Annotated in this window: 17 protein-coding genes; 3 read left to right on the top strand and 14 right to left on the bottom strand. The window is 62.8% G+C overall.

The window, feature by feature from the left end; translation table 11 throughout:
* Positions 1-191: 191 nt before the first annotated feature.
* Together BN1124_RS12455 and BN1124_RS12450 are read right to left on the bottom strand one after the other, a co-directional pair.
* The gene (locus tag BN1124_RS12455; protein WP_042642299.1) at positions 192-1,076 is read right to left on the bottom strand and encodes a LysR family transcriptional regulator; all 885 of its coding nucleotides are present in this window, start codon (positions 1,074-1,076) and stop codon (positions 192-194) included.
* Between the two features lie 88 nt (positions 1,077-1,164).
* A complete protein-coding gene (locus tag BN1124_RS12450; protein ID WP_042642296.1) occupies positions 1,165-1,935 on the bottom strand; it encodes a YciK family oxidoreductase in 771 nt (256 codons plus the stop codon).
* 223 nt (positions 1,936-2,158) lie between these two features.
* Between BN1124_RS12450 and sohB the strand changes: the two genes are divergently transcribed.
* On the top strand, positions 2,159-3,166 hold the full coding sequence (sohB, locus tag BN1124_RS12445; RefSeq protein WP_042642295.1) for a protease SohB: 1,008 nt from the start codon (positions 2,159-2,161) through the stop codon (positions 3,164-3,166).
* 87 nt (positions 3,167-3,253) lie between these two features.
* Here sohB and astB read toward each other — a convergent pair whose 3' ends face one another.
* Positions 3,254-4,591, bottom strand: coding sequence for an N-succinylarginine dihydrolase (astB, locus tag BN1124_RS12440; RefSeq protein WP_042642293.1), 1,338 nt, complete (start codon positions 4,589-4,591; stop codon positions 3,254-3,256).
* A gap of 361 nt (positions 4,592-4,952) precedes the next feature.
* On the opposite strand from astB, the gene topA reads away from it, so the two are divergent.
* Positions 4,953-7,574 (top strand): type I DNA topoisomerase, encoded by a 2,622-nt coding sequence (topA, locus tag BN1124_RS12435; RefSeq protein WP_042642291.1) that lies wholly within the window; start codon positions 4,953-4,955, stop codon positions 7,572-7,574.
* Positions 7,575-7,689: 115 nt separating this feature from the next.
* On the top strand, positions 7,690-7,860 hold the full coding sequence (locus BN1124_RS21575; RefSeq protein ID WP_197066208.1) for a hypothetical protein: 171 nt from the start codon (positions 7,690-7,692) through the stop codon (positions 7,858-7,860).
* Between the two features lie 11 nt (positions 7,861-7,871).
* Here the strand turns inward: BN1124_RS21575 and BN1124_RS12430 are convergent, their stop codons facing one another.
* From BN1124_RS12430 to rimO, 11 genes are all read right to left on the bottom strand, one after another.
* Positions 7,872-8,222 (bottom strand): MGMT family protein, encoded by a 351-nt coding sequence (locus tag BN1124_RS12430; protein WP_378052617.1) that lies wholly within the window; start codon positions 8,220-8,222, stop codon positions 7,872-7,874.
* 71 nt (positions 8,223-8,293) lie between these two features.
* Positions 8,294-9,847, bottom strand: a complete 1,554-nt coding sequence (locus tag BN1124_RS12425) for a methyl-accepting chemotaxis protein (protein ID WP_042642287.1) — start codon at positions 9,845-9,847, stop codon at positions 8,294-8,296.
* A gap of 196 nt (positions 9,848-10,043) precedes the next feature.
* Entirely contained in the window at positions 10,044-11,909 is a 1,866-nt protein-coding gene (locus BN1124_RS12420) for a beta-N-acetylhexosaminidase (RefSeq protein WP_042642285.1), read from the bottom strand.
* Positions 11,894-12,766 (bottom strand): glucosamine kinase nucleotide-binding domain-containing protein, encoded by an 873-nt coding sequence (locus BN1124_RS12415; RefSeq protein ID WP_042642283.1) that lies wholly within the window; start codon positions 12,764-12,766, stop codon positions 11,894-11,896. The genes BN1124_RS12420 and BN1124_RS12415 overlap by 16 nt, the downstream gene beginning before the upstream one ends.
* Positions 12,759-14,495 (bottom strand): glycoside hydrolase family 9 protein, encoded by a 1,737-nt coding sequence (locus BN1124_RS12410; protein WP_042642281.1) that lies wholly within the window; start codon positions 14,493-14,495, stop codon positions 12,759-12,761. The genes BN1124_RS12415 and BN1124_RS12410 overlap by 8 nt, the downstream gene beginning before the upstream one ends.
* A gap of 103 nt (positions 14,496-14,598) precedes the next feature.
* On the bottom strand, positions 14,599-15,591 hold the full coding sequence (locus BN1124_RS12405; RefSeq protein WP_042642279.1) for an ABC transporter ATP-binding protein: 993 nt from the start codon (positions 15,589-15,591) through the stop codon (positions 14,599-14,601).
* An 11-nt stretch (positions 15,592-15,602) separates the two neighbouring features.
* Positions 15,603-16,625 carry an ABC transporter ATP-binding protein gene (locus BN1124_RS12400; protein WP_042642277.1) on the bottom strand — a complete coding sequence of 341 codons (1,023 nt, stop codon included), beginning with the start codon at positions 16,623-16,625 and terminating at the stop codon, positions 15,603-15,605.
* Positions 16,622-17,530 carry an ABC transporter permease gene (locus BN1124_RS12395; RefSeq protein WP_042642275.1) on the bottom strand — a complete coding sequence of 303 codons (909 nt, stop codon included), beginning with the start codon at positions 17,528-17,530 and terminating at the stop codon, positions 16,622-16,624. Before BN1124_RS12395 ends, BN1124_RS12400 begins: the two co-directional genes overlap by 4 nt.
* 1 nt (position 17,531) lies before the next feature.
* Positions 17,532-18,515, bottom strand: a complete 984-nt coding sequence (locus BN1124_RS12390) for an ABC transporter permease (protein WP_042642273.1) — start codon at positions 18,513-18,515, stop codon at positions 17,532-17,534.
* Positions 18,516-18,632: 117 nt separating this feature from the next.
* Complete coding sequence (locus BN1124_RS12385; RefSeq protein WP_042642271.1) at positions 18,633-20,315, bottom strand: ABC transporter substrate-binding protein; 1,683 nt, start codon at positions 20,313-20,315, stop codon at positions 18,633-18,635.
* A 598-nt stretch (positions 20,316-20,913) separates the two neighbouring features.
* Positions 20,914-22,242, bottom strand: coding sequence for a 30S ribosomal protein S12 methylthiotransferase RimO (gene rimO / locus BN1124_RS12380; RefSeq protein WP_042642269.1), 1,329 nt, complete (start codon positions 22,240-22,242; stop codon positions 20,914-20,916).
* Between the last annotated feature and the right edge of the window lie 25 nt (positions 22,243-22,267).

Raw genomic sequence — 22,267 nt, 5'->3', positions numbered from 1 at the left:
CTGTGTGGATGAGGAAGCATCGAGAGGCGGTGGCTTACTTGCCGTTGCCGTCTTGGTATTCGTTGCGCAGGAAACGCAGCAGCTCTGCCGCAGGCCCCAGTGCATCGGCCGAGGGGGTGAGCGGGAGGTGTAGGGTGAGGCGTTAGATCAGCCAGCCCTGTGCGGAAGAGGAAGCATCGAGAGACGGTGGCTTACTTGCCGTTGCCGTCTTGATATTCGTTGCGCAGGCAGCGCAATAGCAGCTCTGCCGCGGGCCCCAGCGCATCTGCCGAGGGGGTGAGCAGATAGGTGTAGAGGTAGCGCTCGCTGCCTCCTTCGAGATTGAGTTGCACCAGGCTGCCATCGGCGAGCTCGTCTCGCACCAGGTGGCGCGGTAGCCAGGCGTAGCCGAGGCCGAGCCGCAACATGGTGAACACCTCGTGATAATGGGTCGCCTTCCAGCCGGTGTCGTCCGCATCGTTCCAGTCCACCGAGCGGTGAATGGGCGGGTGCAGGCTTATCTGGTTATGGCTGCCGAGTTGCTCTGAGGTGATGGGTTCGGCCTGGTTGGCGAGGGGATAGGTCGCCGCGCACAGAGGCAGTAGGCACACCTCGTCCAGGGGCAGGCCGGTGCGATCCAGGGGCAGGTGCTCGGAGAGCATCAGATCCCCCACCTGCAGCGCATTGAAATGGCAGTGAATCCGTTCGTGCAGGTTGATGCGGCAACCCCGACTGCGGGGATAGAAGTTGGCCAGCGCCCGATAGAGCCGCTCCCTGGGTTGCAACACAGAGACATACAGATTGATCTGCGGCTCCCACTGTCGCTCCAGGTTGTTGGCCAGATTCTCCAGCTCCTCCACCTGCTGGCTGAGCTGGCGAGCCCGCTTGAGGAAGATCTCCCCCGCCGGTGTCAGCACCGCCTTGCGGCCCCGCACCTCCAGCAGGGCCACCCCCAGACTCTGTTGCAGCTTGGCCACCGCATGATTGAGGGAGGATTGGCTCTTGTTCAGCGCCTCGGCGGCCTGGGCGTAACCGCCACAGTCCACCACGGCCTGAAAGATCCGCCATTGCTCAAACGTGCTCTTGGGACGAAACATAGTTCAACCTGTCAGGGTGCCGATGGGATTCAACAGGGTGCCACTGACACCCCTCTTCAATTTAACCCTATCTGGATAGTTTGTTGATTTATTTAGACTGGGCCGCTTTCGGTTGGGCCACAAAGGTCTGGCCGGTCTGCCCCTTGCTGTCGGCGCCCATCAGATAGAGATAGAGCGGCATCAGGTCGGCCGGGGTCTTCAGAGTCTGGGGATCTTCCCCCGGGAAGGCGCTGGCCCGCATCTTGGTGCGGGTGCCGCCGGGGTTGAGGGTATTGACACGCACCCGGGTATTTTCCAGCTCGTCCGCCAGCACCTCCATCATGCCCTCGATGGCGAACTTGGAGATGGCATAGGTGCCCCAGTAGGCGCGGCCCTTGCGGCCCACGCTGGAGGAGGTGTAGACGATGGAGGCGTCGCCGTGCTCCTTGGCGGTCTGGCGGATGAGCGGCAGCAGCGCCTGGGTCAGCAGGAATTCGGATTTGACGTTGACCTGCATCACCTCGTCCCACTCCTTCTCCTGGATGTGTTCGAACGGCGACAGGGTACCGAGCAGACCGGCATTGAACAGCACGCCGTCGAGGCGGCCGAACTGCTGGGCGAAGGTCTCGGCCATGCCAAGGTAGTGACTCTTGGTCGCGCCTTTCAGGTCGACCGGCACTATGGCGGGCAGGGGATGGCCGGCGGCCTCGATCTGGTCGTAGACCGCCTCGAGCTTGGCACTGGTGCGACCGAGCAGTATCACGGTGGCGCCGTGGGCCGCATAGGTGAGTGCCGCCTCGCGGCCAATGCCGTCACCGGCCCCCGTCACCAGAATGACCTTGTCCTTGAGCAGTGCCCGGGGGGCCTGATAATCGAGCATGTGGACTCCTGTTAACAAATGCGTGACAGATGGACGGTACCAATAAGGGGGCAAGTGTACTGAGCCGGTACCGCCTTTGACCAGTATGAGACGGTAAAAATGTGAATAAAACAGGGCAGTAGGGCCGATTGGGGGCGAGATCCTGAGGGGAAGGGCAGAGGTTTTGCACGATCCCGTCAAACTCCTTACTATGTGAAAAAACCGACTCATCGTGGAGCTTCAAGTGGCATTTTTGACCGAGTACGGCCTGTTTCTGGCCAAGACCCTCACCTTCCTGCTGGCCATAGGCGCCATCGTCTTGATAGTTGCAAGCAGCCGCCACCCCAAGGCGCGCAAGGGGGAGCTGGTGGTGACCGATCTCTCCGACGAGCTGGAGCAGGGGCGTCATCAGCTGCAGGCGGCGCTGGCCGGTAAGGCCGAGCGCAAGCAGCTCGAGAAGCAGCGCAAGGAGCAGCACAAGCAGCGCGCCAAGGCGACGGATGAGCGCAGCCGACTGTTTGTGCTCGATTTTCACGGCAGCATGGACGCCAAGGAGGTGAGCTCCCTGCGTGAAGAGGTGAGCGCGGTGATAGGCGTTGCCCAGCCCGGCGACGAGGTGTTGCTGCGTCTCGAGTCCGGCGGTGGTGTGGTGCACGGCTATGGTCTAGCGGCCTCCCAGTTGCAGCGCCTGCGGGACAGGGACATCAAGCTCACCGTGGCCATCGACAAGGTGGCGGCGAGCGGCGGTTACATGATGGCCTGCGTGGCAGACCAGATCCTGGCGGCACCTTTCGCCATCGTCGGCTCCATCGGGGTGATAGCCCAGCTGCCGAACTTCAACAAGCTACTGAAAAAGCACGACATCGAGTTCGAGATGCACACCGCAGGCCAGTACAAGCGCACCATCACCATGTTCGGCGAGAACGACGATCTGGGGCGGGAGAAGTTTCGCGAGGAGCTCGGCGCCATTCACGACAGCTTCAAGGCGTTCGTGGCCGAGCACAGGCCCAGCCTCGACATCGACAAGGTCACCACGGGTGAGCATTGGCTGGCGAGCCAGGCCAAGCCGCTCGGGCTGGTGGATACCCTCTGCACCAGCGATGACTACCTGCTGGCCCAGTCCAGCCACCACAAGGTGATCGGCATCAGCTATCGCAGACCCAAGAGCCTGACCCAGAAGCTGGGACAGCAGGGCGCCCAGGCGCTGGAGGGGGCAATCGGCCGCCTGTGGCAACAGAGCCCCTGGCGCTGATTGCAGAGCTCGCTCGTTGCAATGAAAAAGGCCGGACTAAGTCCGGCCTTTTCTATGGTGAAGTCACGGTTGCGCCGTTACTGACACTCAGCGTTGGAACGGGTAGACGGAGCCCAGTTTCAGGATCTGGGTCAGCTCATCCAGGGCGGAGCGGGTCTCCAGCACCAGGGAAGGATCGCGCAGATCGTCCAGCGCCAGGCTGTCGCGGTAGTGTTTCTCCACCCACTGATCCAGACGAGCAAACTGGCCGTCGTCGATGAGGCAGGCCGGGTTGACCGCCGCGAGCTCTGCATCGTTCATGGCGACCCGCAGCCGCAGACAGGCCGGGCCGCCGCCGTTGCGCATGCTCTGCTTCACGTCCATGAAATGGATCTGCTTGATGGGCGTGCCCAGGGCGGTCAGCTTGTTCAGATAGGCGGAGACTGCCGGGTTGTCGCGGCACTCGGTGGGGGCGATGATCGCCATCTCGCCGGAGGGCAGGGTCAGGATCTGGGTGTTGAACAGGTAGGACTTCACCGCATCCTGCACCGATACCTCGGCAGTCGGCACCTCGATGAAATGCAGCTCCCCCTCGCCGAACTTGGTACGCACCTCCGCCAGCGCCGAGGCGGTGTTGAGGAAGGCCTGCTGGTGGAAGAACAGGACGTTCTGGTTGCCCACCGCGATCACGTCGTTGTGGAATACTCCCTGATCGATCACGTCCGGGTTCTGCTGGATGAAGACGGCGCTCTCGTCGCCGAGGCCATGCAGGCGGGCGATGGCCTGGCTCGCCTCCAGGGTCTGGCGGGCCGGGTAGCGTTTGGGTGCGGGCTGGGAGACATCGAAGGCGCTGCGGCCATAGACGAACAGCTCGACCCCGGCCTCACCGTAGGCGCGGCACAGCCGGGTGTGGTTGGCGGCCCCCTCGTCGCCGAAGTGATCGTTCTCCGGCAGGTGCTGGTGGTGGCAGAAGTGGCGATCGTTGTTGAACACGGCGCGCAGGATGCGACCCGTCACCTCGGGCTCGAGGGAGCGGTGGAACTTGTTGGTCAGGTTGGCGGGAGTGAAGTGAATGCGGCCATCCTGGGTATCGGCACTCGGCGAGACGGTGGCGGCGTTGGCGGTCCACATGCTGGAGGCAGAATAGCAGGCGGCCAGCACGGCGGGGGCCTGTTTGGCTGCCTGAGCCAGGACGCTTGCATCTGAGCCGCTGAACCCTAGGCGACGCAGGGTCGCGAGATCGGGCCGCTCCTGAGGCGCCAGCACCCCCTGCACCATGCCGAGCTCGGTCAGCGCCTTCATCTTGCGCAGACCCTGCTTGGCCGCCTCCTTGGGATTGGAGGCTTCCTTGGCGTTGCTCTGGGAGGCCACGTTGCCATAGGAGAGGCCGGCATAGTTGTGGGTGGGGCCGACCAGGCCGTCGAAGTTGACCTCGAAGTGCTTCATCACGATATCCTTTCGATTTTTATAGGGGGAACGGTTCCTTCCGCGCACAAAGCTGCGGTATGCGGCCATTATAAAGAGATTTCATCCTTTGTAACAAGCTGATAACCAAGCTGGTTTTTTATGTGACGAGGGCGGCTGGTTATGTCATTTCAACGCTAAAAAAGGGGGTGATATAGCATAAAAACAAAAAAGCGGTTGCTTCCCGCGTCCTGGCTTCGCATTAATAAATAAAGAGAGAGTGCGGTGCGGGCTGGTCAAGCAAATTTGCCTCCATGATTGCTTTTTTGCGTCAAATCTCTTATACAGCCCCACAAAACCGCACGCCAACCCCGTCGGGTGCAACGAGGATAATAGTTACAGCATGGGCAAATCACTGGTCATAGTGGAGTCTCCGGCCAAGGCCAAGACCATCAACAAATATTTGGGCAAGGACTACGTGGTGAAATCCAGCGTCGGTCATATTCGCGATCTGCCGACCAGCGGCAGCGCCAGTACCGAGCCCAAAAAACCTGTCATTCGCGGCATCAAGCTCAGCGAATCCGAGAAGGCTGCCAAGGATCGCAATGCCCTGTTCTCCAGGATGGGGATCAATCCGACCGCAGGCTGGCAGGCCAACTACCAGATTTTGCCCGGCAAGGAAAAAGTGGTCAGCGAGTTGCAAAGTCTGGCCGCCAAGGCAGACACCATCTATCTCGCAACCGACTTGGATAGAGAAGGGGAAGCGATCGCCTGGCATCTGCGGGAGATCATCGGCGGTGACGACAGCCGCTACAAGCGGGTGGTGTTCAACGAGATCACCAAGACCGCGATCCAGGAGGCGTTTGCCCAGCCGTCCGAGCTGAACATCCACCGCGTCAATGCCCAGCAGGCCCGTCGTTTCCTCGACCGGGTGGTGGGTTACATGGTCTCCCCGCTCTTGTGGAAGAAGCTGGCCCGCGGTCTCTCCGCCGGCCGGGTGCAATCCGTTGCGGTGCGCCTCATCGTCGATAAAGAGCGCGAGATCAAGGCCTTCGTGCCGGTGGAGTTCTGGGATCTGAACGCCGATCTGCTGACCGGCGACAAGAGCACCCTGCGCATGGAAGTGGTCAGCCGTAACGGCGCCGACTTCAAGCCGGTCACCCAGGCCGAGACCTTCGCCGCCGTCGCCGCCCTGGAAGGGGTTGACTACAAGGTAGTGAACCGGGAAGACAAGCCGACCGGCTCCAAGCCGTCCGCGCCCTTCATCACCTCCACCCTGCAGCAGGCGGCGTCTACCCGTCTGAGCTTCGGGGTGAAGAAGACCATGATGATGGCCCAGCGCCTCTATGAAGCGGGTTACATCACCTATATGCGTACCGACTCCACCAACCTCAGCAAAGAGGCGGTCGAGGCGGTGCGGGAATACATCGGCGAGCAGTATGGCGCGGCCTATCTGCCCGCGGAGCCGACCCTCTATGGTTCCAAAGCCGGCGCCCAGGAGGCTCACGAGGCGATCCGTCCCTCCAGCGTGCTGGTCACCGCCGAGATGCTGGAAGGCATGGAGCCGGACGCCATGCGGCTCTATGACCTCATCTGGCGTCAGTTTGTCGCCTGTCAGATGACCCCGGCTCAGTACGACTCCTCCACCCTGACCGTCAAGGCCGGTGAGTTCGAGCTCAAGGCCCGTGGCCGCACCCTGCGCTTCGCCGGTTGGACCAAGGCCCTGCCGCCCATGGGGCGCAAGGGGGAAGACACCCAGCTGCCGGCGGTCACCGTTGGCGAGATCCTGAAACTGGTCAAGCTGGATCCTCGTCAGCACTTCACCAAGCCGCCCGCTCGCTTCACCGAAGCGGCGCTGGTACGTGAGCTGGAGAAGCGCGGCATCGGCCGTCCTTCGACCTATGCCTCCATCATCTCCACCATCGTCGATCGCGGCTATGTGCGGGTCGAGAGCCGCCGCTTCTTCGCCGAGAAGATGGGAGAGATCGTCACCGACCGTCTGGTGGAAAACTTCGTCGAGCTGATGAACTACGAGTTCACCGCCAAGATGGAAGACAAGCTCGATGGCATCGCCGAGGGCAGCCTGGAGTGGAAGAAGGTGCTGGACGCCTTCTACGCCGAGTTTACCCAGGAGCTGGCGCAGGCCGACAAGCCGGCGGAAGAGGGGGGCATGCGTGCCAACCAGATGGTGCAGACCGACATCGACTGCCCGGATTGTGGCCGCAAGATGGGCATTCGCACCGCCACCACCGGCGTCTTCCTCGGCTGCTCCGGCTATGCCCTGCCGCCGAAAGAGCGCTGCAAGAAGACCATCAACCTGGTCAGTGCCGACGAGTTCGTCTCCGCCACCGACGGTGACGAGGCCGAAACCGAGGCGCTGCGCGCCAAGCACCGCTGCGGCATCTGCGGCACCGCCATGGATGCCTACATCATCGACGACAGCCGCAAGCTGCACGTCTGTGGTCGCAACCCGGACTGTGAAGGCTACGAGATCGAGCAGGGCCAGTTCAAGCTCAAGGGCTACGAAGGGCCGAGCATCGATTGCGATCGCTGCGGATCCGAGATGCAGCTCAAGAACGGCCGCTTCGGCAAGTACATGGGTTGCACCAACGAGACCTGCAAGAACACCCGCAAGATCCTGAAAAACGGTGATATAGCGCCGCCGAAGGAAGATCCGGTGCCGTTGCCAGAGCTCAAATGCACCCAGTCCGACGCCCACTTCGTGCTCCGTGACGGTGCTGCCGGTCTGTTCCTCGCCGCCAGCAACTTCCCGAAATCCCGTGAGACTCGTGCGCCGCTGGTTGAAGAGCTCAAGCGCTTCCGCGACCGGCTCTCGCCCAAGCATCAGTACCTGGCCGATGCACCGGCGTCAGATCCTGACGGTAACGCCTCCGTGGTGCGCTTCAGTCGCAAGACCAAGGAGCAGTACGTGATGACCGAGGTCAACGGCAAGGCGACGGGCTGGACGGCCCACTACGACAACGGAAAATGGCAGGAGAGCCTGGCCAAGGCCAAGAAATCCTGATCGCGCCATTGCTCACACAATGATGAAAGAGGCCCCGCACAGGGGCCTTTTTATTGGGAGATGACGATATACTGAAGAGGCTGCATGGATGGCAGCGCAAGACACGGAGGTTGTCATGGAGATACATGAAATCCGGCCAGGCATGACCTGCCTGACCAGGGAGGGAACGGCCTACGTGCTGGAAGTGGACAAACAGAGTCTGCTGGTGCTGCTGCAGCGGGAAGATGAAACCATCCCGGTACAGGTGCGCAGCGACGAGATCCTGGGCCCGCTCCTCAGTGAATAGAGCGACAACCCCTAGAACGGGATCAGAAACAGCAGCTCGGCCAGGTCGGGCTGCCACTGCCACTCCCGCATCTTGACCCTTCCGCCGATCACCGGCACCCCCTCCTCCTGCAATAACCCCGTCTGTCTATCGAAGCCCACCGAGCCCTTTGGCAGGGAGATGGTGCCGCCGGCTCCCAGCACCCGGTGCCAGGGCAGCGTCTTGTCGGTCTCTCTCAGCACCTTGCCCACCAGACGTGCGCGGCCGGGCAGGCCCGCCAGATCGGCGACCTGGCCATAGCTCACCACCCGGCCCGCCGGGATCAGGGCCAGAATGGCCTCGATGCGCGCCACCTTGTTCAGGCCGGTCTTGGGGGGATCCATCATCATGGGTCGGTCATCCCTTAAAGAACAGAAGCGCCATTGTGGCGCTTCTGTCGTATCAGGGGAAGGCATCAGCCGAAGGTCTGGCTTAGGCCCCTGAGCTCGCTGGTGCGTCTGAGCAACTCCTGACTGGAGTCGTCCACCGCCTGCATCTTCTGGCTGTTGGCGCGGGAGTACTGGGAGATCTGGTGAATGTTGCGGCTGATCTCCTCCACCACCGCCTGCTGCTGCTCGGCGGCGGCCGCTATCTGGGTGGAGAACTCGGTGACCTGCTCTATCTCCCCCAGCACCAGGTGCAGGTTGCCCGAGCCCTGGCGGGTCATCTCGGCGCACTCGCGGGTCTGTGCCAGGTTGTCCTGCATCATCCCCTGCCAGCGTCCCAGGGTCTGCTGGATCTGATGGATGCTGCCCTGGATCTGCTCGGTCGCCTTGTGGGTGCGGGTCGACAGGGTACGCACCTCGTCCGCCACCACCGCAAAGCCCCGGCCCTGCTCGCCGGCGCGGGCCGCCTCGATGGCGGCGTTCAGCGCCAGCAGGTTGGTCTGCTCGGCGATGCCCTGAATTTCCCCCATGACGCTGCCGATCCGCTCCGACTCGCTGGCGAGCTCCACCGCGGAGTGGAAGGCCTGCTCGGCCTGCTTTGCCAGTTGTTCCATCTGCTGCCCGGTCTGATCCAGCTGCTGCACCGTGTGCTGACAGCTGCTGCGCGCCTCCGTCACCTGGCCGTTGGTGTCCTGGATGTTGCGTGCTATCTCGTGGGCCGTGCTGGCCATCTGGGTCATGGCGGCGGCCATCTGTTGGGTCTGGGCATCCTGCTCGTTGATGTCGAGGAAGGCCTGATGGGAGGAGTCCTTCAAGTCGCTCGCCAGGGTCTGCAAGGGGTGGGTGGCGTCGTTGACCCGACCCAGCACGGTGCGGATGCGGGCCTGCAGCATCTTCAGGTGAAAATCGGCGATGGCGCCGGGGGCATCCCCGGAATAGACCAGCCGGGTCAGGCTGTCGTATTGCTGGCCGAGTTGCTTGAGATAGCGCGGCAGGGAGATGAGCTCGCGCCAGTAGATGCCGGTGACCAGCAGCAGGGGCAGCAGCATCAACAGCGCCGTCATGGCGCCGTGGGCGTGGAACGCCCACCCGAGCAGCCCCGGTAGGAGCAGGCAGAGCGCCGCCACTCTGTAGCGCCGCAGGGGGGGCAGCTTGCTGGCGCCCCCTCGCTCGACCTTGAGCAGGGCCTGATAGGTCTGGTTGGCGACCTGCTTGAGCTGGGGATCCGGCTTGCAGCGCACCGACTGGTAGCCGCTGATCTTCCCCTGTTCGTAGATGGGGGTCACATAGGCGTCGACCCAGTAGTGGCGGCCATCCTTGCAGCGATTCTTCACTATGCCGCGCCAGGGGTTGCCCTCCTTGAGACGATCCCAGAGATCGGCGAAGGCGGCCTTGGGCATGTCGGGGTGCCGCACCAGGTTGTGGTTCTGGCCGACCAGTTCATCGACCTGGTAGCCGGCGATGCGGCAGAAGGCGGGGTTGGCGTAGGTGATGACGCCGCGCAGGTCCGTGGTCGACACGAGTTGTACGTCGGCAGGAAACTCCACTTCGCTGTCCAGTGTCTGGACGTCTCTGCGGGCCATAAGGATAAGCTCCGATGTTCATGCTGATTGTTATTGTGATTGGGAGGATGAAAACCTGACCTGGTGCCTTGTCGGCTTCATCTCGGGCCCTATTTTGCCAACAAAGGCGGATGAAAAGTAGGGCTTAGGTTGGGTTTTTGTTGATTGGTGGTAAAAAAAAGGCGACCAAAAGGTCGCCAAAAAGAGAAAGATAACACTACCTCTGCGGCACCCGATAACGCACCTGCAACTGATCGAGGATCTGCAGCTGACCGGGCAGACGGGCGGCGAAGTGCACCCACTCCTTGCGAGCGGGGGCGCTCCAGGCCACCTCTGCCGTGGCCAGCAGGCGCGGGAACAACATATAGTCGAGACGGTCACGAGAGGTCACCAGTTCCGACCATAAGGGGCTCAGCACCCCCAGGATGTTATCGTTGGCATGGAAATCGAGGGGGGCCGGATCGCAGGCATAGACCTGCTCCAAACTGACCGGCCCGGCCCAGTAGAGACCAGGTTCGTGAATGTCCTGGTTGTAGGCCTGATCCAGGTAGAGCTGCTGGGCCGGCGCCATCACCACGGGGTAGCCCTGGCTCGCGGCATCCAGCCCGGCCTGGAAGCTGGTCCAGGCGACGATGGCGGCATCCCGGCTCACCTTGTCGCCGTGCAGTATCTCCTCCCAGCCCAGCATCTGCTTGCCCCTGGCGGCCAGATACTGCTGGCAGTGGCGCAGCAGGTGCCCCTGCAGCTCGCGGCAATCCTGATACCCCTCTCGCTGCATCAGCTGCTGGCAGGCGGGGCTGTCGGTCCAGACGCCGGTGGGGACCTCGTCTCCCCCCATGTGGATCTGCGGCCCCGGGAAGAGCGCGCACACCTCGTCAAGCACCGCCTCGAGAAACGCATAGGTGCCGGGCAGGGCGGGGTTGAGCACGTTGTCGTCAAAATACTGCACCGACAGGTAGCGGGAGTGATCCGCCTCTTCCCGCAGCAGCGCCGGCAGCGCCTTGATGGCCGCGTGGCAGTGACCCGGGATGTCTATTTCCGGGATGACGCTGATACCGAGCCCGGCGGCGTAGGCTACCAGCTCGCGCACCTCGCTCTGGGTGTAGTAACCGCCATAAGGCTCGGCCCCACCGCTGAGCTGGGGGTCCACCGCCAGGCCGTGGCCACGCCAGGCGCCCACCTCGGTCAGCTGCGGGAAGGCCTTGATCTCGAGGCGCCAGCCCTCGTCATCGGTCAGGTGCCAGTGGAAGCGGTTGAACTTGTAGAGGCTCATCTGCTTGAGCAGGCGCTTGATGGTGGCGATGGAATGGAAGTGGCGGGCGCAGTCGAGGAAGATGCCGCGAAAACCGAAGCGCGGCGCATCCGTCAGCTCGAGGCAGGGCAGGCTCTCCCCGTGTTGCAGCGCCCACTGGGCCAGACTCACCAGCCCGTGGCGCCAGCCGGCTTCGCCCGCCGCCTGGATGCGGATCTCCAGCGGCGTGATGGAGAGGCGATAGGCCTCGGGGGCGAGGGGAGCCTCGACCAGGTGGATCTCGGCGTCGTGATCCTGGCTGAGCGCCAGCCCCGTCAGCTCGTTGAAGTGGGCAAGCAGGGCGGTCAGCGAACCCGGGCCGCTGACATGGGCCCGCTCCGCCAGCCGGAAGTTGCCATCGGTCAGCACCTGATGGGCCGGTTGGGGCACTATGCCGTTGGCCGGCTCCACCTCGGGCAGCTCAGGGCCCGCGGGCGGGGGGGATGGCAGGTTGAGATCCTGATTGGCCAGGCTCACCGGCAGCAGCTGGGGAGCGCCGCCGTGCTCGGTCAGGCTCAGGAAGAAGCCCTGAGGGAGGTCTGAGAGGCGCTTGATGGGGGTGTTGCGGCAGCAGAAGCGCAGCTCGCTGGCGCCAGCCAGGGGGACAAGCACCTTGTAGCTGCCGCTCTGGCGCTCCAGCTCGCCGCCTTCGACCGAGCTGGGGTCTATGTGGCGAGCCAGGCAGAAGTGCAGCTTCCAGGCCGTGTCCGGCAACTGGCTCAGGGTGAAGTTGAACCAGACATCATCACCGTCACGTCGGTCGATCTGGGTGTGGATCAGGGGTGCAGACATGGAAATTCCTCTGATTGAGCGAACAGGATGGCGCCCTCAAGGGCATCGGCCTTGGGGGGAACCAGGTTGAGGTGGGCCAGGCGTGGAGCCAGGCGCGTGCCGACCCCGCCCAGCAGGGCAATCTGTCTGGCCCCCAGCTGCTGCATCCCCGTCAGCAGGGTCTGCAACTGGGCGCAGGTCTCATCCAGCAGCTGGCAGGCGAGCTCGTCACCGTCGCCGGCGGCGTCGAACACCCAGGGGGCGAAGCGGCCATAGTCGGCCGGAATGGCCTTGGCCGCCCAGCGCACCACCTCGGCCTGATCCCGCTTGAAGTGATCGAGCAAGCGAATGGCGAGCGTGCTGGGGGGCAGGACGCCGTCGTGGCAGAGCAGCGCCTGCTGGATGGCGCGCAGCCCCAGCCAGGCGCCGCTGCCGAGATCCGAGATGGGGAAGCCGCGGCCGGAGCAGGCACGCAGCTGGCCGTCCCGGTAGATGAGCCCGGCCGAGCCGGTGCCGGCGATGAGGATGGCGCCCTCCCGGCCACCGAAGGCGCCGAGGCAGGCACCGAAGGCATCCGAGGTGAGCCGCACGCTCGCGAAGGGGAAGGGCATGGCCAGCAGGGCCTGATAGCAATCGGCCAGCTCGGCGGAGGCTAGCGCCAGACCGACCCCCATCTGCTGCTCGCACTCCCTGGGCAAGCCTGCCGCGATGCGGGCCTGGTCGATGGCGGCCAGCACATTGCCGTGGGCCAGTGCGATGCCAAGCTCCAGATTGGAGCCCGCCGCCCGGCCTTCCCCCAGCACTTTCCCGGCCCTGTCACGAATGCGGGCGCGGCTATGGGTGCCACCGCCGTCCACGCCAACCCAGTACTCAATCATGGGAGCCTCCGGGGGCGCTTTGCCAGCAGATGGCCAGGGCGAACCAGGCCGCGTGTGGGATCCACTGTTCCCCCCAGCGCCAGTTCTGATCCAGCCGGTCCTTGTACTGCTCGGGGATGAAGGCGATGTCCGCCTCATCATCGAAACCGGCGGTGATGCCGTTGCAGATCCCGCCGAGGGCGTTGGGGTAACCGGCGGTGTAGCTTGGGTTGTTGATGCCGTGTCCCGCCAGCATGCAGGCATTGAAGGGGTTCTGCCCCAAAATCCAGTCGAGCTGGCGCTGGCCGAAGGCCAGTAGCGGTTTGTTCTGTTGTGGCAGCAGCTTTGCGGCTGAAAATGTCATGGCCGCCAGGGAGGCTAGCCGGGCGTTCTCTCCCTGCCACCAGTAACCAGATTCGTTGTGGTGGGGGATGAAGAAGCTGACCCTGGGGGCTTCGTCCACCCCCTTCACATACTGGCGGGCGAGGGCGAAGGGATTGCCCGCCCGGGCGGCGAGGGCCAGATCGGCGGCGAGCGCCTGCTGAACCACCCGCAGCGTGCTGGCCTGGCGCGCCGGATCCGGCTCGATGTGCAGATATTCGATCAACGCCAGCACCGGCAGACCCGCCTCGGCGGCGTGGTAGTAGGGGCGGCTGCCGTCGTCGTTGGCGGACCAATGGTGGCCGAGCTCCGGGTGGATGCGCTGGCGGGCACAGAGCCGGTTTGCCCTGTCCCTGGCCTCGGTCAGCCACTCATTGCCGAGAGTCCGAGTCAGCTCGACGGCGGCGAGCAGGGCGCAGTAGTCGTCGATGATGTTCTCGACCCCGTCATCCAGGTAGGCGAGGTTGTGCTCGCGCAGGTGCAGGTAGCCGCTGCTGGCGGCACCGGCATAGCGGCTGGCATCGAAGTCACCTGTGGTGGATTCGCGGGCGGCGCGGGCCAGGGCGGCGATGGCCATGCCCCCCCCTTGCCGGAAGCCAGCCTGCCAGTCCTTGGATTTGAGTCCTTGCTGGGTGGCGTAGGCGCACAGCTCACGCTGTTCGGGGTCCTTGCTCCACTTGTCGAACAGGGTCATGTAGAAGAAGCCCGACTCGTCTTGCATCCGGCAGAGGAAGTCGGCGCCGTGCAGTGCCTCGTCATTGAGCCGCTTGCCCAGGTTCAGGCTGTCGATGTCGGTGCGCGTAGAGAGCAGCTCCCGGCACTTGAGCAGGGCCCAGACCACCATGGGGGTCTGCTGGGGGTTGAGGTAGTTGGCGTAGGAGAGGTGGCTCAAGTACTTGCTCATGTCGCCGCTGGCGTCGAACCAGCCGCCGTGCACATCTCGCCGTTGCTCGCTGCCAAACAGCCGGGCATTGCGGTCGGCGCGATCGAAGGCGCCGCTGGCGCGCTGGCCCTTGAAGTAGTGGATCACATCGGAGAGGCAGGTGCGACTGAGCAGCTCGGGGCCGATGGCGAAGCGGGCGGAGCGGGTGACCGATGGCGGCGCATCGCGCTCGCCAGAGGTGGTGATGGCCTCCAGCCGGTAGTGACCCGGCTCCTTGAAGGCGCTGAAATCGGCGCGCCAGAAGGCGCGGCCCTGCCAACCCGGCACCTGGCCTGCGGCCTGCAGCGGCGCCTCGAACAGGATCTGGCCATCGTCCAGCCGGATCAGCCTGAGCTGACCGCTGATCTCGGCATGGGCGGCGCCTTGCAGCAGGGCCACCTTGTGTCCGTCACAATCGTAACCCACCTGATTGATCAAGAGTTCCATCAAACGCTTACTCCCTGGTCTGGGTGAGGCAATGAGCGGGCCTCGCGAGGAGGCCCTGGATGAAGTGCTGCGGGCCGCCAAGGCAAGGCCGTACCGGCGCCGCTTATTCGTGCAGGTAGCAGCGCACGAAGTGGTTGTCGGCGAGCTTGGTCACCGGCGGCAGGCTCTCCTTGCAGCGGGCCATGGCCTGGTGGCAGCGGCCGGCGAAGGGGCAGCCGCGGGATTCCGGCGTCCACAGCGGGATCTCCCCCTTGCGGCCCCCCTCCAGCTCGGCGTGGATGCTCTTTTCGGGATCCGGCACCGCCGAGATGAGCAGCTGGGTGTAGGGGTGCTGAGGGTGGTGCAGGATCTCGTCCACCTCGCCCCACTCCACCATGTGGCCCACGTACATGACCGCGAGATCTTCCGCCACATAGCGGGCGGTGGCGATGTCGTGGGTGATGTAGAGCATGGAGACGCCGAGCTCGTTCTTCATCTGCTCCATCAGGTTGAGGATGCCGATGCGAATGGAGACGTCGAGCATGGAGGTGGGCTCGTCCGCCAGCACCACCTCGGCCTCCACCGCCAGGTTGCGGGCGATATTGACGCGCTGGCGCTGGCCGCCGGAGAGCTGGTGCGGGTACTTGGCCGCTGTCGCCTTGGCCGGGGTCAGCCCCACCTTCTCCAGCAGGTTGTAGACCATCTCCGGCAGGTCTCTCTTGTCGAGCACCTTGCTGTGCAGCAGCAGGGGGCGGGCGATGTGGTGGTAGATGGTGTGGGTCGGGTTGAGCGAACCGAACGGGTCTTGCCACACCATCTGCACGCTCTGGCGGTAGTCAAGCAGGGCCGTGCCCTTGTTGAACTCCTCCAGATCCCGGCCGCGATAGAGGATGCGACCGTTGGAGAGCTTGTACATCTTGGCGATGATCTTGGCGATGGTGCTCTTGCCGGAGCCGGACTCCCCCACCACCGCCAGGGCGCGGCCTCGGTGCAGGTTGAAGGTGATGTCGGACAGGGCCCGCATCTTGCCACTCTTGATGGCATTGGAGTTGACGGGGAAGTCCTTGTAGAGATGCTGGACCTCGATGATAGGCGCATCGGTTTGGGCGATTTGCATGACAGACATCCTTAACAGCCAGCGGCCTTGTCCAGATAGATCGGGAGATCCGGTTGTTGCTCCGCCACCTCGTAGAGATGACAGGCGGTCTGTTGCCCAGGCCTTATCTCGGCGAGGGCGGTGTATTCCTGGCGGCAGCGTTCATGCACCTTGGAGCAGCGGGCCTGGAAGCGGCAGCCGACCGGGACCTCCAGCAGGTTGAGCGGGGTGCCGGGTATCCCCTCCAGCACGGTTTTCGGGCCGTGCAAGGGTGGGAAGGAGTTGCCGAGCCCCTTGGTATAGGGGTGCAGGGGCGCGGTCAGGATTGACTTGGACGGCGCCACTTCCACCAGTTCGCCGGCGTACATGATGCCGATGCGATCGCAGAACTCGACCATGAGCGACAGATCATGGGTGATGAACAGGATGGAGAAATTGAACTTCTCCTTGAGCGCATAGACCTTCTGCAGGATCTCCCGCTGCACCACCACGTCCAGCGCCGTGGTCGGCTCGTCCATGATCAGCAGCTCGGGGTTGAGGGCCATGGCGATGGCGATCACCAGCCGCTGGCGCATGCCGCCGGAGAACTGGTGCGGGTAATCCCGCAACCGGCTCGGGTGAATGTCGACGATCTCCAGCAGCTCCTGTGCGCGCTTGATCGCCTCGTAGCGAGTCAGCCCCGGATTGTGGGCGATCAGCACGTCACAGAACTGCTCTTCCATGCGCAGCACGGGGTTGAGCGCGTTCATGGCGGACTGGAACACCACGCTCGCCTGGCGCCAGCGGTAGCTGCGCAGCCGCTCATCGTCGAAGTGCAAAATGTTCTCGCCCTTGAACAGGATCTCGCCGCCGCTGATGTAGGCGGGCGGCTTGTGCAGCCGGGCGACCGAGAAGGCGACCGTGGACTTGCCACAGCCGGACTCGCCGGCGAGGCCGAACACCTCCCCCGGCATGATGTCAAAGCTGACCGAGTTGACGGCGCGCACGTCGCCGCTCTCGGTGATGTAGTCGACGCAGAGTTGGCGCACCGACAGCAGGGGTTGTTGCGGCTTCATGCTGTCTTCTCCTGAGCGACGGTGACCGGGACGGCGAGTTGCTTCCAGCGACGCAGGCCCTTGTGGGAGCGCAGTTGCGGGTTGGCTATCTCGTCGATGGCGAAGTTGAGCATGGCAAGGCCGGCGCCCAGGGTGGCGATGGCGAAGCAGGGGGCCAAAATCTCCCACCAGGCGCCCACCAGGATGGCGCTCGAGGTCTGGGCGTTGTAGAGCATGATGCCCCAGCTCACCACTGTCGGATCCCCGAGCCCCAGGAACTCCAGGGTCGCCTCGGTGACGATGGCGTAGATGATGGAGCCGATGAAGCTCACCCCGATGATGGAGATGAGGTTCGGCAGTATTTCCACCAGGATGATGCGCCAGGCCGGTTCACCCAGCACCTCGGCGGCGATGACGAACTCTTTCTCCCGCAGCGCTAGGGTCTGGGCACGGATCACCCGAGCGCCGTAGGCCCAGGAGGTGAAGCCTATGATGAGGGCAATCACCGTCGGTGACGCCTCCCCGATGAAGCTCGCGAGCACCAGTAGCAAGGGGAGGTTCGGGATCACCAGCACCACGTTCATCAGGAAGGTGAGGCACTCGTCCACCACGCCACCGAAATAACCGGCGGTGATGCCGATGCCAATGGCCAGGGCGCAGACCAGCAGACCTGCCCCGAATCCCACCATCAGGGAGATGCGGGCGCCGTGGGTGAACTGGGACCAGAGATCGTGGCCCATGCGGCTGGATCCCATCACCAGCTCCACGCTGGGGGGCTGGTGCGGGCGAGCGACCCGCTTGGTGGGTTCATTGCTGGCGAGCAGCGGGGCAAACAGGGCCATCAGCACGAAGGTGACCACGATGGCGAGCCCAAAGGCCGCCTTCTTGTTTCCCAGCAGGATCTTGAGAATGGTGGGCATGCGCATCTTATTTACCTCCTGTACGCAGACGGGGATCCAGGAAGACGTAGAGCACGTCCGCCAGGAAGTTGAAGCTGAGCATGGTGATGGTCATGATGAGCAGTTGCCCCTGGATGAGCGGGTAGTCGCGGGCGAGTATGCCCTGATAGAGCGTCAGACCCAGGCCCGGATAGTTGAAGATGACCTCTGTGATGAGGGAGCCGCCGATGACGAAACCGAGCGCCATGGAGAGGGCGGTGACGCTGGGCAGCACGGCGTTGCGGGCCCCGTAGTTGAAGATCACCCGGTTGCTGGAGAGCCCCTTGGCCTTGGCCATGGTGATGTAATCCTCACCCAGCAAGTTGATCATGTTGTTGCGCATGGTGATGAGGAAGCCCCCCACCTGCACCAGGGCCAGAGTGCCGACCGGCATGATGGCGTGCAGCATGATGCTCTTGATGTGCTCCCAGCCGAAATCGGCCTTGATCTCCGGGCTGTAGGCGTAGCCGATGGGCAACCAGCCGAGGCTGACCCCGAACAGGAAGAGGGCGAGCAGGGAGACCACCACCGGCGGTATGGCCTGCATCACCAGGGTGAGTGGGGAGAGGATGCTGTCCATGCGTCCACCCCGGTACCAGGCGGCGAAGATGCCGACGATGGAGCCGAAAGAGAAACTGATGATGGTGGAGGTGCCCACCAGGAACAGGGTCCAGCCGATGGCACGGCCGAGTACGTCAGCCACTGGCTGCGGGTAATAACGCACCGAGGTGCCGAGATCCCAGGTGAAGACACTCTTCACATAGGTGAGAAATTGGGTGCCGATAGGGCCGTCAACGAAGCCGAAGGTGGCTTTGAGGGCTTCCAGGGCGGCGGGTTCCATCATGGCGCCAGCGCGGGCGAACATGACGGAGACGGGATCCCCTGGCATGGCTCTTGGCAACAGGAAGTTGATGGTGGCGGCCACCAGGAAGGCGACCAGATAGAAGGAGAAGCGTCTTAGTATAAATCCCATGGTGATACCTTTTACTGCAAGCCTGCCCCGCGCCGGGCAAAGCTCCCCCAACCCCGGCGGATGCGAGGGATGGAAGACATGGCGGGGAAGAGGGCCCCCCGCAGGGGGCCGAGGTGGTTAGCTGTTTGGCTTGAGTGACAACACGTGCAGCAGACGCTCCGGGGTGTCCGGGTGCAGTTGCGGCTTGGCGACCGGGTTGTCGGCACTGAACCAGCCATTGAAGCGCTTGGTGCTGTATTCGTACCAGGTCGGGTTGTTGAACACCGGGATGATGGTCTGGTTGGCCCCGACACGCTCCTGGATGGCAAACATGATCTCTTTCTGCTTGGCCGCATCGGCGGTCTGGGTGAAGTCATCGATCAGCTTGTCGAGGGCCGGATCCTTGTAACGTGGCGCCGCGAAGCGGTTGCCGCGCTCACCCATGTTGCGGGAGTGGAAGGCGGTCTCGAAGTACTTGTGCGGGTTGGCACCGGCGAAGTAACCCTGCAGGGCGACGTCGAAGTCACCGGTGATCAGGTTCTCGGTCCAGACGGTGGCTTCCGGAGTAGAGGTCTTGGCGTTCAGGCCCAGTGCCTGCAGGCCTTCAACCCCGATCTGGACGGTGTTGACCCAGTCGGTCCAGCCGTTCGGTACCAGCACCTTGAACTCGATCTTCTTGCAGCTCGGGGTGTCGAGGAATTTGTCGCCGTCACAGTCCTTGTAGCCGGCCTGTTTCAGCAGTGCCTTGGCACCTTCCAGGTCGAACTTGTTGAACTTGCCGTATTTCTTCTCGACATCCGGGTTGTCCCAGGAGGCGAATGCCTTGCCAAGGCCGGACGGGTATTCGTTGACGGTCGGGTAGCCGTAGCCCGCGATGTCCACCATGGACTGGCGGTCCATCGCCATGGAGAAGGCGCGGCGGAAGTTGATGTCGTTGAAGGCTTCGTGGTTGCCCGGGTTCTTGGTCTGGAAGTTGACGTTGAACGCTACTGTGCCGGAGGCGGGGAACCAGTACTTGTTGTTCTTCGGATCGTTGCCGACGTAGAGGCGCTCGATGTCCGGCACGAAGGATCCGAACCAGTCCACATCACCCTTCATCACAGCGGCCAGTACCTGGTCGTTGGTGGCCATCTGCGGCATGCGGATGCAGTCGATGGAGAGGCTGGCGTTGTCCCAGTAGTGCGGGTTGCGGCACTGGGTGTAGAGCTGGGCGGAGAAGTTGTCCACTTCGGTGAAGGGACCGGTACCGACCGGCTTGTCGTTGGTGAAGGCGACCGGATCCTTGACGGACTTCCACTGGTGCTCAGGCACGATGGGCACCAGCACCAGGTCGTTCACCACGTTGGTGTTGACTTCTGTCAGGTCGAACTTGACCTTGTGATCACCGAGCTTCTCGACACTCTTGATCTGAGTCCAGATGGAGCGCTCATCCAGCGCCTTGTTGGCCTTGACCAGGTTGAAGGAGAAGAGAATGTCGTCGGCGGTGAAGGCTTCACCATCGGACCACTTGACCCCGTCACGCAGATCGAAGGTGACGGACTTCAGATCATCGCTGAAGGCGTAGTTGGTGGCCAGACGATAGACGGGTTTGCCACCCTGCATATCGTTGAAGATCACCAGTGGCTCATAGATGAAGTGACGGGTCGTGTGCAGCAGACCGGCCTGCAGGAAGGGGTTGAAGTTCTTGACCCATGCGGTCTCCTGCTGTGCAACCAGGGTCAGCACCGTTTTGTTCTCGGCGGCCATGGCGGTACCGGCGGCACCGAGCATCAGGGTTCCCAGCATGACTGAGGTAGCGATTTTGGATACTTTGGCAAGCATATGTTTTCCTTTCTTATTGGGTCTTCCATCTTTGGAATGGAGCGCCGAGATCGCATGCTTGGATGTCGGCCCTCTGTGTTGGTCAGGTTTTGAACCCTTGTAGTTGTGTCGTCCAACACCACTAGAAAAGCAGAATTAACAGGAAAACAACAACTGTTCATTTCGTCGATATCGTAAAAACGTGCGTCGTCTCGTCATTCTCGTCAATTTGTATTTTTAATCCTTTAAAATTAACCTTTTATGTTAATTAGCACAGAGCATCAAGTCACTCTTTGTTGCCAGCTAAAAGCGATTGTGTGAACTGGATCGTGCTCATTTTTTATTCCATCCGGTGGCTTTTTTTCGAGATTGAAACAAGAACCCGGAACGCGATGCAGAAGTGTGCGCTGGCTCACTGAGGGAGAAGGCCTGCCCCATCCCCCGGCTAGGACGCCGGAGTTGACTCATGAGAGGCCATGTTCACTCGGACAGGGGCGGGCTCAATAACTGAGCCTTCTCACCGGGCGCTCTTTTCTAGGGGCAACAAAAAAGCCAGTCAGCTTGGCTGACTGGCTCTTGTCCGGGCACCTATGGCGGGCGCCGCTGGCGATAGATGTGCTTACTCTACCAGGCTGGCCCAGAGGTCGTATTCGTCAGCTTCGTCGATGCGTACCTTGACCAGATCGCCGGGCTTGAGGCCGGTCTCACCGTTCAAGTAGACCAGGCCGTCGATCTCGGGGGCATCGGCGAAGGAGCGACCGGTGGCGCCCTCTTCGTCTACCTCGTCGATCAACACCGTCATCTCCTTGCCGACCTTGCGGGCCAGCTTGCGGATGGAGACCTGCTGTTGCAGCTCCATGAAGCGCTGGAAGCGCTCTTCCTGGATGTCTTCCGGCACAGGATCCGGCAGCTCGTTGGCCTTGGCACCCTCGACCGGGCTGTATTTGAAGCAGCCGACGCGATCCAGTTCCGCCTTGTCGATGAAGTCCAGCAGCATCTGGAATTCTTCTTCGGTCTCGCCGGGGAAGCCGACGATGAAGGTGGAACGCAGGGTGATCTCGGGGCATATCTCGCGCCACTTCAGGATGCGCTCCAGGGTGCGCTCGACGGTACCCGGACGCTTCATCAATTTGAGGATGCGCGGGCTGGCGTGTTGCAGCGGGATGTCGAGGTAGGGCAGCACCTTGCCATCGCGCATCAGCGGGATGATGTCATCCACGTGCGGGTAGGGGTAGACGTAGTGCAGGCGTACCCAGATATCGAGCTTGGCCAGCTCTTCGCACAGGGCCACCATGCTGGTCTTGACCGGCATGCCGTCGTAGAAACCGGTGCGGTGCTTGACGTCCACGCCGTAGGCGGAGGTGTCCTGGGAGATGACCAGTATCTCTTTGACGCCGGCCTCTTTCAGGCGCTTGGCCTCGGCCAGCACCTCGCCGATGGGACGGCTCACCAGATCCCCGCGCATGGAGGGGATGATGCAGAAGGTGCAGCGGTGGTTGCAGCCTTCGGAAATCTTCAGATAGGCGTAGTGACGGGGGGTCAGCTTGACACCATGGGCTGGCACCAGGCTGGTGAAGGGGTTGTGGGTGGGCTTGGCCACGTATTTGTGGACGTGCCCCAGCACCTCTTCATAGGCGTGAGGGCCGGTGATTTCGAGCACCTTGGGATGGATCTCGCGGATCTGATCCACTTTGGCGCCGAGGCAGCCGGTGACTATGACCTTGCCGTTCTCGGCCAGGGCCTCGCCGATGGCTTCCAGCGACTCTTGTACCGCGCTGTCGATGAAGCCGCAGGTGTTGACCACCACCAGCTCCGCATCGTCATAGCTGGGCACCACGTCGTACCCTTCGGTACGCAGCTGGGTCAGGATACGCTCGGAATCGACCAGATTTTTGGGGCAACCCAAGGAGACGAATCCTACTTTGGGGGCCTGTTTTGTGTTGGACATCGCTCAATCACTCTTAGGTGGCTCT

This window comes from Aeromonas eucrenophila, assembly GCF_000819865.1.
GTDB lineage: Bacteria > Pseudomonadota > Gammaproteobacteria > Enterobacterales > Aeromonadaceae > Aeromonas > Aeromonas eucrenophila.
The sequence above is the reverse complement of the archived record's forward strand: the minus strand, read 5'-3'. Positions and strand labels throughout refer to the sequence as shown.